Below are 13512 nucleotides of genomic sequence, written 5' to 3' on the forward strand. Positions count from 1 at the left end.
ATGACAACAGTTGAAATTAATGGACTTAAGGATATGATTGCCTGTAATACTAGGATTTCATCTATTATCGATGATCATTTATCGTATTCGGGATATGATATTTCTGAGTTTATGGAAAATAAAGCGTCTTTTGAGGAAGTGATTTATCTCTTGTGGAATGGTCATCTTCCTACGCAAATGGAACTTAAGTATTTTGAAGCTGAGTTGCGTAAGAACTATGATATTTCTGATGCTGTAGAACAATGCATTCTTATCCAGTCTCGTCCACATTTGCACCCAATGAGTGTGTTACGTTCAACAGTCTCCCTTCTTGGAGTTTACAATGTTGACGCCGAGGAAAGATCCATGGAGGCAATTTATCAGCAAAGTATTGAATTGATGGCTAAATTGCCTACAATTATTACGACTTTTGCACGCTTACGTACTGGTAAAATGCCTCTCAAACCAAGAGAAGATTTAGGTTTTGCAGCTAATTTTCTCTACATGCTGAATGGTGTTGAACCTTCTGAAATTGAAATTGAAGCTATGAATAAGGCATTAATTCTACATGCTGACCATGAGTTGAATGCTTCAACTTTTGCAGCGCGTGTTTGTGCCTCGACTCTGACAGATATCTATTCTTGTGTCACAACAGCTATTGGAGCTCTAAAAGGTCCCCTGCATGGTGGAGCTAATGAACGCGTCTTTGATATGCTTAAAGAAATCCGTGAATCTGGTGATGTTAATGCTTACTTGCAGGAAAAACTTGATTCTAAAGAAAAAATCATGGGATTTGGACACCGTGTATACAAGAAACAGGATCCTCGTGAAATTTTCTTAAGAGATATGGCTAAAAAGTTGACAGAGGGTACTGAGAATGAAGAATTCTTTAATATGTCTCAAGAAATTGAAGAATTCATGAAAGATAAGAAGGGATTGATTCCCAATGTGGACTTCTATTCAGCCACCGTATACCATACTCTAGGAATTGACAGCGATATCTTCACCCTTATCTTTGCTATGAGTCGTGTTGCCGGCTGGATTGCTCATATTCAAGAGCAGCAAAAAAATAATAAATTGATTCGTCCACGCTCGCAGTACATCGGACAAGAAAATATGACGTATATTCCTTTAGAAAAACGCTAGGGAGGAAAGCTATATGGCAGAAAAAATCGTAATGAAAAATGGACAGCTTCAAGTTTCTGATCGTCCAATTATCCCTTTTATTGAAGGAGATGGTGTTGGACATGATATCTGGAAGAATGCCCAAGCAATCTTTGATAAAGCAGTAGAAGTAGCCTATGAAGGAAAGCGTCATATTGAGTGGCAAGAGCTTTTAGCCGGTAAGAAGGCTTATGACAAAACAGGTGAATGGTTGCCGAAAGAAACCTTGGAGGCTATTCGAGAAAGTTTAGTAGCTATTAAGGGACCGCTTGAGACGCCAGTAGGTGGTGGTATTCGTTCTTTAAATGTAGCTTTACGTCAAGAACTTGATCTCTACGCTTGTGTTAGACCTGTTCGTTACTTTGACGGAGTAGCAAGTCCACTTAAGGAACCAGAAAAAACAAATATTACTATCTTCCGTGAAAATACTGAAGATATTTATGCGGGGATTGAATGGGAAGCAGGAACGGCAGATGTCAAGCGCGTGATTGAGTTTCTCCAGACAGAAATGAATGTTAATAAAATTCGCTTCCCAGAATCAAGTAGTATCGGAATCAAGCCAATTTCAATAGAAGGAAGTAAACGTCTCATTCGCTCTGCTATCGATTATGCTCTCAAGAACAATCTAAAGAAAGTGACATTGGTTCATAAAGGGAATATTCAAAAATTCACAGAAGGTGGCTTCCGTAAATGGGGTTATGAAGTAGCTCAGGAAGACTATAAAGCAGAATTGCTAGCTGGTCGTCTAGAGATTAATGATATAATCGCTGATAACTTTCTCCAACAGATTCTTTTGAATCCAGAAAAATTTGATGTTGTTGCCTTAACTAACTTGAATGGTGATTATGCCAGTGATGCCTTGGCTGCACAAGTTGGTGGTATCGGCATCTCCCCTGGAGCCAACATTAACTATCAAACAGGCCATGCTATTTTTGAAGCAACACATGGAACAGCTCCAGATATCGCGGATCAAGATAAGGCTAACCCTTGCTCAGTTTTATTATCTGGCTGCATGCTTCTAGATTATATTGGTTGGACTGAGGCAGCTCAACTGATTACAAGTGCTATTGAGAAGACATTTAAAGCTGATATCTTTACAGCTGACTTAGCATTTGGGAAACAAGCTTATTCAACGAGTGCCTTTAGCAATCAAATTCTTTCAATTATGTGATTGTTTTTGCTCGAAAATGAAAATTAACGATTGAAAACACCATGAAAGAAATTTTCTGAAAATGTTGTAAATAACTAGAGACTAGTATTTGCTTATGTTTTAAAAAATGAAAATGAGCAGTAAAATGAGAGACAGGCTTTTGAAAAACTTGTAGAAAGTACGTTTTAACCTTGATAATCTCAATTAGCTATGTTATAATTCTAAATTGTAAGGGTTATCATTGATAACTCAAATATTCCAAACTAAGAAGGAGAATCCATTATGGCTTCTAAAGATTTCCACATTGTTGCAGAAACAGGTATCCACGCACGTCCAGCTACTTTGCTTGTTCAAACAGCTAGCAAATTTGCTTCAGATATCACTCTTGACTACAAAGGTAAAGCAGTTAACCTTAAATCTATCATGGGTGTTATGAGCCTTGGTGTTGGTCAAGGTGCTGACGTAACTATCTCTGCAGAAGGTGCTGATGCTGATGATGCAATCGCAGCAATCGCAGAAACAATGACAAAAGAAGGATTGGCATAAGAATATGACAGAAATGCTTAAAGGAATCGCAGCATCTGATGGTGTTGCAGTTGCTAAGGCATATCTGCTTGTTCAACCGGACTTGTCATTTGAAACTGTAACAGTTGAAGATACAAGTGCAGAAGAGGCTCGTCTAGATGCTGCTCTAGCGGCGTCACAAGACGAGCTTTCTGTTATCCGTGAAAAAGCAGTTGAAAGCCTTGGTGAAGAAGCGGCAGCCGTTTTTGATGCTCACTTGATGGTTCTTGCTGACCCAGAAATGACTGGTCAAATTAAAGAAACTATCCGTGCTAAACAAGTTAATGCTGAAGCTGCTTTGACAGAAGTAACAGACATGTTTATCGCTATTTTTGAAGGTATGGAAGATAACCCATACATGCAAGAACGTGCAGCGGATATTCGTGACGTTACAAAACGTGTGCTTGCTAACTTGCTTGGTAAGAAATTGCCTAACCCAGCAACAATTAACGAAGAATCAATCGTTGTTGCTCATGACTTGACACCATCTGATACAGCTCAGTTGAACAAAAAGTACGTAAAAGCTTTTGTTACTAATATCGGTGGACGTACTAGTCACTCTGCAATCATGGCTCGTACACTTGAAATCGCAGCCGTTCTTGGTACAAATAACATCACAGAACTTGTCAAAGATGGCGACATTTTGGCGGTTTCAGGTATTACTGGTGAAGTTGTTATCAACCCAACTGAAGAGCAAATTGCTGAGTTTAAAGCAGCTGGTGAAGCTTACGCTAAACAAAAAGCTGAATGGGCTCTCCTTAAAGATGCTCAAACAGTTACTGCTGATGGAAAACATTTCGAATTGGCTGCTAACATCGGTACACCTAAAGACGTTGAAGGTGTAAATGATAACGGTGCAGAAGCAGTTGGTCTTTATCGTACGGAATTCTTGTATATGGATTCTCAAGACTTCCCAACTGAAGATGACCAATATGAAGCATACAAAGCAGTTCTTGAAGGTATGAACGGTAAACCTGTTGTCGTTCGTACAATGGATATCGGTGGGGATAAAGAACTCCCTTACTTCGATCTTCCTAAAGAAATGAACCCATTCTTGGGTTACCGTGCTTTGCGTATTTCTATCTCTGAAACTGGTAACCAAATGTTCCGTACACAATTGCGTGCTTTGCTTCGTGCATCTGTTCACGGTAAATTGCGTATCATGTTCCCAATGGTTGCTTTGTTAACTGAGTTCCGTACTGCCAAAGGTATTCTTGAAGAAGAAAAAGCTAAATTGGTTGCTGAAGGTGTTGCCGTTGCAGACGATATCGAAGTAGGTATCATGATTGAAATCCCTGCTACAGCTATGCTTGCTGACCAATTTGCTAAAGAAGTTGATTTCTTCTCAATTGGTACAAACGACCTTATCCAATACACTATGGCTGCTGACCGTATGAACGAACAAGTTTCATACCTTTACCAACCATATAACCCATCAATCCTTCGTTTGATTAACAATGTTATCAAAGCGGCTCATGCTGAAGGTAAATGGGCTGGTATGTGTGGTGAAATGGCCGGTGACCAAACTGCTGTTCCACTTCTTGTCGGAATGGGCTTGGATGAGTTCTCAATGTCAGCGACATCTGTTCTTCGTACACGTAGCTTGATGAAGAAACTTGACACAGCTAAAATGGAAGAATACGCTAACCGTGCGCTTACTGAATGTTCAACAATGGAAGAAGTTCTTGAACTTTCAAAAGAATACGTTAACGTAGACTAATCATAAAAAGTGGAGGCTTAGGCTTTCACTTTTTTTATAGCTAAACAGAGACAAAATAATTGACTCATTCTTTGCTTAGGAGTAGAATACGGCTAACCTAGGTTAATAATTAAAACTATTTTTTGTCAAAATTTTCTGAATAATTCTCGTTTAAATCTTGGATTATTTCTAAAAAAATGATAAAATAGGTCTTATAATAGATAAAAGGAGTTACTATCTTGGCTAAACAATACAAAAACTATGTCAATGGTGAGTGGAAAACATCTGAAAACGAAATTACTATCTACGCACCTGCAAACGGTGAGGAACTTGGATCAGTTCCAGCGATGAGCCAAGCTGAAGTAGACGAAGTCTACGCAGCAGCTAAAGCAGCACTTCCAGCATGGCGCGCGCTTTCATATGCTGAACGTGCAGCTTACCTTCATAAAGCAGCAGATATCTTGGAACGTGATGCAGAAAAAATCGGTCAAGTTCTTTCTAAAGAAATCTCTAAAGGTTTGAAATCTGCAATCGGTGAAGTTGTTCGTACTGCTGAAATCATCCACTATGCAGCTGAAGAAGGTTTGCGTTTGGAAGGTGAAGTGCTTGAAGGTGGTGCATTTGACGCTGGTAGCAAGAAAAAAATCGCTGTTGTTCGTCGCGAACCAGTAGGTCTTGTCCTTGCTATCTCTCCATTTAACTACCCAGTAAACTTGGCTGGTTCTAAAATTGCTCCTGCCTTGATTGCTGGTGACGTTGTTGCCTTCAAACCACCTACACAAGGTTCTATCTCAGGTCTTCTTTTGGTTGAAGCATTTGTTGAAGCTGGTATCCCTGCAGGTGTCTTGAACTCTATCACAGGTCGTGGTTCTGTTATCGGTGACTATATCGTTGAACACAAAGCAGTTGATTTCATCAACTTCACAGGTTCAACACCAGTTGGTGAAAACATCGGTCGTTTGGCAGCTATGCGTCCAATCATGCTTGAACTTGGTGGTAAAGATGCCGCTATCGTTCTTGAAGATGCTGATCTTGACTTGACTGCTAAAAACATTGTTGCTGGTGCCTTTGACTATTCAGGTCAACGTTGTACAGCTATCAAACGTGTCCTTGTAATGGATAGCGTTGCAGATGAATTGGTAGAAAAAGTAACTGCTTTGGTAGGTAATATCACTGTTGGTATGCCTGAAGAAAGTGCAAGCGTTACACCACTTATCGATACAAAAGCAGCTGACTTCGTTCAAGGTTTGATTGATGATGCCGTTGAACAAGGTGCTACTGCTAAAACTGAATTGAAACGTGAAGGTAACCTTATCTACCCAGCTGTCTTTGACCATGTAACAACTGACATGCGTCTTGCTTGGGAAGAACCATTTGGTCCAGTATTGCCATTCATCCGTGTATCTTCAGTTGAAGAAGCAATCAAGATTTCTAACGAATCCGAATTTGGTCTTCAAGGTGCAGTCTTCACTCAAGACTACCCACGTGCGTTTGCAATTGCTGAACAACTTGAAGTTGGTACAGTTCACATCAACAACAAAACACAACGTGGTACAGATAACTTCCCATTCCTTGGTGTTAAAGGATCTGGTGCCGGAACTCAAGGTGTGAAATACTCTATCGAAGCTATGACTCGTGTGAAATCAACAGTATTTGATATCGCAAACTACTAAGAGTTTAGCTATTCAATCATTAAAAAAGTGTAAAGAGTCCCCATTATAGGGGCTCTTTTTCTTTTAAAATATGGTATAATAGAACTAAATTTCGAATATAGAGAGTTTTCTGACAATGAATAAATCTTATTTTTACTTGGTTATGAAGACGCATGAGTTAGAGGTGCCATACACTGGGAAACTTCGTCGTGTGCGTGTTCTTCTACCTAAGAACTATGAAACGGATACAGATCGTTCTTACCCTGTCGTGTATTTCCATGATGGTCAGAATGTTCTTTATAGTAAGGAGTCATTTTCTGGCTATTCTTGGAAGATTATCCCAACAATCAAGCGTAATCCTGATATTTCGCGCATGATTGTTGTAGCCATCGATAATGATGGCCCTGGCCGTATGAATGAGTATTCTGCGTGGAAGTACCAAGAATCGAATATTCCTGGTGTTCAGTTCGGAGGCAAGGGAGTAGAGTATGCGGAGTTTGTCATGGATGTGGTTAAACCCTTTATTGACAAGGAGTACCGTACCCTCTCAGATCGTCAGCATACAGCTATGATTGGATCATCTCTTGGTGGTAATATCACTCAGTTTATGGGGCTTGATTATAAGGAGCAGATTGGTTGTCTTGGGGTATTTTCTTCAGCTAACTGGTTGCATCAAGATGCCTTTGATCGTTACATGTCGCGTCAAAAGCTCGATGCAGATCAACGTGTCTACATTTATGTAGGGACTGAGGAAGCTGATGATACTGACAAGACCTTGATGGCTGGTAACATTAAGCAGGCTTACATTGACTCTTCATTGAGCTATTACCATGATTTGATTGCTCGTGGGGTTGATTTGGAAAATATCAAGATTCACATTCAATCTGGCGCTGAACACAATGAAGAAGCTTGGGCTGAGAATTTACCAGACTGTCTTCGCTTTTTCGCTGAAAAGTGGGACTAGTCTATATTAACGCAAAATATTTTTAATTTAGGAAAAGGAATATAAATATGAATATCGAACATCTTAGCCACTGGAGTGGTCAACTTAATCGTGAAATGTATGTTAACCGTTACGGGCACGCTGGTATCCCTGTTGTGGTTTTTGCCTCATCAGGTGGTAGCCATAACGAATACTATGACTTTGGTATGATTGATGCTTGTGCACGTTTTATCGAAGAAGGACGCGTACAATTCTTTACGCTTTCAAGTGTGGACAGTGAAAGCTGGCTTTGTGATTGGAAAAATCCACACGATCGTGCTGAAATGCATCGTGCTTATGAACGTTATGTTATTGAAGAAGCTATTCCATTTATCAAACACAAAACTGGTTGGTTTGATCCAATGATGACAACAGGATGTTCAATGGGTGCTTACCATGCGCTTAATTTCTTCTTGCAACACCCTGATGTTTTCAATAAAGTAGTAGCCCTTAGTGGTGTCTACGATGCTCGTTTCTTTGTGGGTGAGTTTGGAGGGGATGAAGCTATTTACCAAAATTCCCCATCAGATTATATCTGGAACCAAAATGATGGTTGGTTCATCGACCGTTACCGTCAAGCTGAGATCATCGTATGTACAGGTCTTGGTGCTTGGGAACAAGATGGTCTTCCTTCTTACTATAAACTTAAGGAAGCCTTTGAACAAAAGAATATTCCAGCTTGGTTCTCTGAGTGGGGCCATGATGTCGCTCACGATTGGGAATGGTGGCGTAAACAAATGCCTTATTTCCTTGACAATATGAACCTATAATTTCTTTGTCTATCCTATCTAAATAACTATAAAAGAGGAATCACTAATGAATTATCTTGTTATTTCACCATACTATCCACAAAACTTCCAACAGTTTACAGTTGAACTTGCAAATAAGGGTATTAACGTTCTTGGTATTGGTCAAGAGCCTTATGAACAGTTAGATCAACCTTTGAAAGATGCTTTGACAGAGTACTTCCGTGTAGATAATCTGGAAAACTTGGATGAAGTTAAACGTGCGGTAGCCTTTCTTTTCTACAAACATGGCCCAATCGACCGCATCGAATCTCATAACGAATACTGGTTGGAATTAGATGCTGCACTTCGTGAACAGTTCAATGTTTTTGGTGCTAAGCCAGAAGATCTTAAGAAGACTAAATTCAAGTCTGAAATGAAGAAACTCTTCCAAAAAGCTGGTGTTCCAGTTGTGCCAGGTGCTGTCATTAAAACTGACAAAGATGTGGATAAAGCTGTGAAAGAAATCGGTCTTCCAATGATTGCTAAGCCAGATAATGGGGTTGGTGCAGCTGCAACCTTCAAACTTGAAACAGAAGATGATATCAATCATTTCAAGGCTGAGTGGGATCATGAAACAGTTTATTTCTTTGAAAAATTTGTAACTTCAAGTGAAATCTGTACTTTCGATGGTTTGATTGATCATGATGGTAATATTGTCTTCTCAACAACTTTCGATTATGCCCACACTCCACTTGACTTGATGATTTACAAGATGGACAATTCTTACTACGTTCTTAAGGATATGGATCCTAAGTTACGTAAGTATGGTGAGGCAATTGTCAAAGAATTTGGTATGAAGGAACGTTTCTTCCATATTGAGTTCTTCCGTGATGGTGATGATTATATTGCTATTGAATATAACAACCGACCAGCAGGTGGCTTCACAATCGATGTCTATAACTATGCTCATTCGTTTGATTTGTACAAGGGCTATGCGGATATCGTTGCTGGTGAACCATTCCCAGCTTCTCAGTTTGAGCCACTTTACTGTTTGGCAACTTCACGTCGTGCAAGCTCTCACTATGCTTACTCAGAAGAAGAACTTTTCGATAAGTATCGTGAACAACTTAAAGTTAAGAAAATCATGCCTGCAGCCTTTGCAGAGTTGCAAGGTGACTTCCTTTATATGTTGACAACTCCAAGTCGTGAGGAAATGGAACAAATGATTGAGGACTTTGGTAAAAAAGCCTAATCTGTATATGTTAAAAGCACTTCAGAGTAAACTGAAGTGCTTTTGTCGTGCCTTATTTTTCGTAGAGTTCTTGGTTTTTAAGAACCAGTTCTGATACTTTAGCGAATTTTTTAAGTTTTTTGAGGTCTTCTGGATGGGTTACCAAGCTAATGACGCTACCTTCATTTCCCATACGGCCGGTACGACCTGCACGGTGAGTGTAGGCTTCACGGTCTCGAGGAATATCGAAGTTGATGACCACTTCCAGATTTTCAATATCGATGCCTCGTGCCAAGAGGTCAGTACCTAGTAAGAGTGAAATCTCATGGTTCTTGAATTTTTCCAAGATAACCTTACGGAATTTGACGTTGATGTCACTAGCCAATGATACTGCTGAAGCTCCGTTAAATTGGAGGCGCTCTTCAGTAGCACCAAGGTCAGAAAGAATGTTGAAAAAGACAAGGCCACGGAAGTCAGGAATATTGGAGAACTTACGGAGAAGTTCGACACGGTTACGTTTATCAACACTGATATAATAATGTTTAATGGTGTCTAGTTCCTGATCAGATAGGTCATAAACGATAGTATTTTCGACAAGAACTTGATCGTCAATTTTGTTGGTTGCTGAAATATAGATCATTTGATGATCACGAGGAACATGGTGGCTGATTTTTGTCACAAAGTGGTATTGGCTATCACTGAGAAGCTCATCAAATTCATCGAGGACGATAGTATTGACGTTCATCATCTTGATCTTTTTGAGTTTAATCAGCTCAAAGACACGGCCAGGGGTTCCGATGAGAATTTCTGGTCCTTTCTTCAGGCGTTCAATTTGTCGCTTTTGACTAGAGCCAGAAAGGAAGAGCTGGGCAGTAAGTCCTAGTGGCTCAGCCCACTGTTTGGTTACGTCGAAAATCTGTCCAGCAAGTTCAGAATTAGGTGCTAGGATAAGCAATTGCTGAGCTTTTTTTGGCTTGAGTGTGAGGAGCAGTGGAAGAAGGTAGGCAAGGGTCTTACCTGTTCCTGTAGGACTGATACCTAGGACATTGTCTCCTTCAGTGATTGGTGCAAACAGTTCTTTTTGAATGGCAGTCTCTGTAGTGATTCCTTTTTCTTTAAGGAGGTCTTGCCATTGTTCAGGAAAGTTTTTAAACATAAAAGTCTCATTTTCTATATGGATTTGCTTTTATTATATCATGATTTAGTGTAGAATAGATGAGAAAGACTATATTAGATAGGAATTTACCATGCCTAAAAAACCGATTATTATTGGGGTTACGGGTGGCTCTGGTGGTGGTAAAACCAGTGTTTCTCGTGCCATTCTATCAAATTTTCCAGATGAGAAAATTGCCATGATTGAGCATGATTCTTATTATAAGGATCAGTCACATTTGACTTTTGAAGAGCGTGTGTCAACGAACTACGACCATCCCTTTGCCTTCGATACAGATCTTATGATTGAACACATCAATGAGCTGATTGCTGGGCGTCCTGTGGATATTCCGATTTATGACTACACCCAACACACACGTAGTGAAAAGACTTATCGTCAGGAACCACAGGATGTCTTCATTGTTGAAGGGATTTTGGTACTTGAGGATAAACGTTTGCGAGATTTGATGGATATCAAGCTTTTTGTAGATACTGATGATGACATTCGTATTATTCGTCGTATCAAACGTGATATGGAAGAGCGTGGCCGTAGCTTGGATAGTATCATTGAGCAATATATCAGTGTGGTTAAACCTATGTACCACCAGTTTATCGAACCTACGAAACGCTACGCAGATGTGGTGATTCCTGAAGGTGTCACAAATACTGTTGCTATCGATTTGATTAATACTAAGGTAGCAAGCATTTTGAAAGAAAGTCAGAAAGCCTAAGCAGGAGCTTGGCTTTTTTGGTATAATTGAAACGTTATGATTATTTTACAAGGAAACAAGATTGAGCGCTCTTTCTCAGGAGATGTGCTCTTTGATAATATTAATATTCAGGTAGATGAACGCGATCGTATTGCATTGGTTGGCCGTAACGGTGCTGGAAAATCAACCTTATTGAAAATCTTGGTTGGAGAGGAAGCGCCGACGAGTGGTGAAATCAACACAAAACGTGATTTGAATTTGTCTTACTTGGCTCAGGATAGTCGATTTGAGTCTAGCAATACCATCTATGCGGAAATGTTAAATGTCTTTGCAGACCTACGTGCAGATGAAAAACGTCTACGTGACATGGAAATGAAGATGGCCGAGTTGACTGGGGCTGATTTGGACAAGTTAATGACTGACTACGATCGACTTTCCGAGGATTTCAGACAGCGAGGTGGATTTACCTATGAATCTGATATCAGAGCTATTCTCAATGGTTTTAAGTTTGATGAAAGCATGTGGGAGATGCCTATTTCAGATCTTTCTGGAGGGCAAAACACGCGCCTGGCTTTGGCGAAAATGCTGCTTGAGAAGCCTGAGCTCTTGGTACTGGACGAACCGACCAACCACTTGGATATCGAGACCATTGCCTGGTTGGAAAATTACTTGGTCAATTATCAGGGAGCTCTAATCATTGTCAGTCACGACCGTTATTTTTTGGACAAGGTGGCGACAGTGACCCTGGATTTGACCAAACATAGTTTAGATCGTTATGTCGGAAACTATTCAAAATTCATGGACCTTAAGGCTGAAAAGTTGGCCACTGAAGCAAAGAACTTCGAAAAGCAACAAAAGGAAATTGCTAAGCTGGAGGATTTTGTTAATCGTAATATTGTTCGTGCTTCTACAACTAAGCGTGCTCAAGCCCGTCGCAAACAGCTAGAGAAAATGGAACGCCTGGATAAGCCAACAGAAGGCCAGAAGTCAGCCAATATGACTTTCCATGCAGACAAGGTCTCTGGAAATGTAGTTTTGACTGTTAGGGATGCTGCTATTGGTTATGACGATGAGATTCTCTCAGAGCCTATTTCTCTCGATGTTAAGAAGATGGATGCCATTGCCATTGTGGGACCTAATGGTATCGGAAAAACAACCTTTATCAAGTCGGTAGTAGGTAAACTGCCATTTATCAAGGGAACATCAACTTATGGTGCCAATGTTGAAGTGGGTTACTATGACCAAACCCAATCTGCCTTGACACCGTCAAACACTGTTCTTGATGAGTTGTGGAATGATTTTGCGACAACTCCAGAAGTTGAGATTCGTAACCGTCTGGGGGCCTTTCTCTTCTCAGGTGATGATGTCAAAAAGTCGGTTTCCATGCTTTCGGGTGGTGAGAAGGCTCGCTTGCTCCTAGCTAAATTATCAATGGAAAACAACAACTTCCTCATCCTAGATGAGCCGACCAACCACTTGGACATTGATAGTAAGGAAGTCTTGGAAAATGCCCTCATCGACTTTGATGGAACGCTTCTTTTTGTCAGCCACGACCGTTACTTTATCAACCGAGTGGCAACCAAAGTGATGGAAATTTCTGAGGATGGAGCGACCATTTATCTTGGAGACTACGATTACTACCTTGAGAAGAAAGCGGAGCTTGAAGAGTTAGCACGTCTTGAGGCAGAGGAAAATCAAGTTTCAGAGGAAGTCCAAGTAGCTTCAGCGGGAGCTAGTGATTATCAAGCTCAAAAAGCCAATCAAAAAGAGATGCGTAAACTAAGTCGACGCATTGAGCAAATTGAAAATGAGCTAGAGACGATTGAAGAACGCTTGGAGGAAATCTCTGCTGCCATGCTTGAAACAAATGATGTGGCAGAATTGTCTGACTTGCAAAAAGAGCTCGATGACTTATCAGTTTCTCAAGAAGCTCTGATGGAAGAGTGGAGTGACTTATCAGAACAAATGGAAGGTTAAGGGATGATGAGAACCTTTTCATGTTTTGAGTTGTGAAAGGCTTACATTGTTGGTATAATAGTCTTAGTATATAAAAGGAGACTAACTTTATGAACAAAGTAAAGAAAAAAGTGTATCGTAACACAACATCTTTCAACATGATGGCATGGGGATCATTTGCCTTCTTCGTAATCTTGATGTTGGTAGGCCTCTATACCCTTAAAGAGCCTTTGATGGTTAAGGGTTACTACCTCATGGGATGTGTTGGCTTGATTTCATCTTCCTTTACAGTATCTAAGGTTGTCCGTGATAATCAAGAAGATGAAGAAAACTATAACAAACTCATCGCTCAACAAACTTTCGAACAATAAGAAGAGAAGCCTGAAAAGGCTTTTTCTTTTTGCAGAAAATGTACAAATATTCTGCCTCTTCCCTAGTGGAAGTGTTATAATGGAGTGAAGAGGGTTAGATGATTTTGGAATGGGATAAGTCCAATTCATCAGCCTCAATGCCTTATAAGACTAATTATCGTATAAGAATGCGTT

The 13512-nt window shown here is 40.1% G+C and carries 12 protein-coding genes; 11 read left to right on the plus strand and 1 reads right to left on the minus strand.

Annotation, left to right across the window (positions count from 1 at the left end):
• The 8 genes from A6J31_RS03060 (at window position 1) to A6J31_RS03095 (ending at window position 9170) form a co-directional block, all read left to right on the plus strand.
• Complete coding sequence (locus A6J31_RS03060) at window positions 1-1125, plus strand: citrate synthase (protein WP_014634261.1); 1125 nt, start codon at window positions 1-3, stop codon at window positions 1123-1125.
• Between the two features lie 13 nt (window positions 1126-1138).
• On the plus strand, window positions 1139-2314 hold the full coding sequence (gene icd / locus A6J31_RS03065) for an NADP-dependent isocitrate dehydrogenase (protein ID WP_048674467.1): 1176 nt from the start codon (window positions 1139-1141) through the stop codon (window positions 2312-2314).
• 261 nt (window positions 2315-2575) lie between these two features.
• Complete coding sequence (locus A6J31_RS03070; protein WP_002884015.1) at window positions 2576-2839, plus strand: phosphocarrier protein HPr; 264 nt, start codon at window positions 2576-2578, stop codon at window positions 2837-2839.
• Window positions 2840-2843: 4 nt separating this feature from the next.
• Window positions 2844-4577, plus strand: a complete 1734-nt coding sequence (gene ptsP / locus A6J31_RS03075) for a phosphoenolpyruvate--protein phosphotransferase (RefSeq protein ID WP_080610417.1) — start codon at window positions 2844-2846, stop codon at window positions 4575-4577.
• 218 nt (window positions 4578-4795) lie between these two features.
• On the plus strand, window positions 4796-6229 hold the full coding sequence (locus A6J31_RS03080) for an NADP-dependent glyceraldehyde-3-phosphate dehydrogenase (RefSeq protein WP_002890682.1): 1434 nt from the start codon (window positions 4796-4798) through the stop codon (window positions 6227-6229).
• Between the two features lie 115 nt (window positions 6230-6344).
• Complete coding sequence (locus A6J31_RS03085; protein ID WP_002884105.1) at window positions 6345-7172, plus strand: alpha/beta hydrolase; 828 nt, start codon at window positions 6345-6347, stop codon at window positions 7170-7172.
• Between the two features lie 47 nt (window positions 7173-7219).
• A complete protein-coding gene (locus tag A6J31_RS03090) occupies window positions 7220-7960 on the plus strand; it encodes an esterase family protein (RefSeq protein ID WP_002884014.1) in 741 nt (246 codons plus the stop codon).
• A 46-nt stretch (window positions 7961-8006) separates the two neighbouring features.
• Window positions 8007-9170 (plus strand): ATP-grasp domain-containing protein, encoded by a 1164-nt coding sequence (locus A6J31_RS03095; RefSeq protein ID WP_048790747.1) that lies wholly within the window; start codon window positions 8007-8009, stop codon window positions 9168-9170.
• Between the two features lie 52 nt (window positions 9171-9222).
• Here A6J31_RS03095 and A6J31_RS03100 read toward each other — a convergent pair whose 3' ends face one another.
• The gene (locus A6J31_RS03100) at window positions 9223-10305 is read right to left on the minus strand and encodes a DEAD/DEAH box helicase (RefSeq protein WP_080610418.1); all 1083 of its coding nucleotides are present in this window, start codon (window positions 10303-10305) and stop codon (window positions 9223-9225) included.
• A 91-nt stretch (window positions 10306-10396) separates the two neighbouring features.
• Here A6J31_RS03100 and udk point away from each other — a divergent pair, with 91 nt between their 5' ends.
• From udk to A6J31_RS03115, 3 genes are all read left to right on the plus strand, one after another.
• On the plus strand, window positions 10397-11032 hold the full coding sequence (udk, locus tag A6J31_RS03105; protein WP_002890688.1) for a uridine kinase: 636 nt from the start codon (window positions 10397-10399) through the stop codon (window positions 11030-11032).
• Between the two features lie 36 nt (window positions 11033-11068).
• The gene (locus A6J31_RS03110; RefSeq protein WP_048790749.1) at window positions 11069-12988 is read left to right on the plus strand and encodes an ABC-F family ATP-binding cassette domain-containing protein; all 1920 of its coding nucleotides are present in this window, start codon (window positions 11069-11071) and stop codon (window positions 12986-12988) included.
• An 89-nt stretch (window positions 12989-13077) separates the two neighbouring features.
• The gene (locus A6J31_RS03115; protein ID WP_002883990.1) at window positions 13078-13338 is read left to right on the plus strand and encodes a YiaA/YiaB family inner membrane protein; all 261 of its coding nucleotides are present in this window, start codon (window positions 13078-13080) and stop codon (window positions 13336-13338) included.
• The last annotated feature ends 174 nt before the right edge of the window (window positions 13339-13512 follow it).

The organism is Streptococcus sp. FDAARGOS_192 (assembly GCF_002073815.2).
GTDB classification, from domain to species: Bacteria; Bacillota; Bacilli; order Lactobacillales; family Streptococcaceae; genus Streptococcus; species Streptococcus salivarius_H.

What these genes read in the sequence shown, in the direction of transcription:
- A6J31_RS03095 (WP_048790747.1), top strand. Translation starts at nt 8,007, where the DNA reads ATGAATTATCTTGTTATTTCACCATACTATCCACAAAACTTCCAACAG.
- icd (WP_048674467.1), top strand. Translation starts at nt 1,139, where the DNA reads ATGGCAGAAAAAATCGTAATGAAAAATGGACAGCTTCAAGTTTCTGAT.
- A6J31_RS03110 (WP_048790749.1), top strand. Translation starts at nt 11,069, where the DNA reads ATGATTATTTTACAAGGAAACAAGATTGAGCGCTCTTTCTCAGGAGAT.
- A6J31_RS03115 (WP_002883990.1), top strand. Translation starts at nt 13,078, where the DNA reads ATGAACAAAGTAAAGAAAAAAGTGTATCGTAACACAACATCTTTCAAC.
- A6J31_RS03070 (WP_002884015.1), top strand. Translation starts at nt 2,576, where the DNA reads ATGGCTTCTAAAGATTTCCACATTGTTGCAGAAACAGGTATCCACGCA.
- A6J31_RS03085 (WP_002884105.1), top strand. Translation starts at nt 6,345, where the DNA reads ATGAATAAATCTTATTTTTACTTGGTTATGAAGACGCATGAGTTAGAG.
- ptsP (WP_080610417.1), top strand. Translation starts at nt 2,844, where the DNA reads ATGACAGAAATGCTTAAAGGAATCGCAGCATCTGATGGTGTTGCAGTT.
- A6J31_RS03060 (WP_014634261.1), top strand. Translation starts at nt 1, where the DNA reads ATGACAACAGTTGAAATTAATGGACTTAAGGATATGATTGCCTGTAAT.
- udk (WP_002890688.1), top strand. Translation starts at nt 10,397, where the DNA reads ATGCCTAAAAAACCGATTATTATTGGGGTTACGGGTGGCTCTGGTGGT.
- A6J31_RS03090 (WP_002884014.1), top strand. Translation starts at nt 7,220, where the DNA reads ATGAATATCGAACATCTTAGCCACTGGAGTGGTCAACTTAATCGTGAA.
- A6J31_RS03100 (WP_080610418.1), bottom strand. Translation starts at nt 10,305, where the DNA reads ATGTTTAAAAACTTTCCTGAACAATGGCAAGACCTCCTTAAAGAAAAA.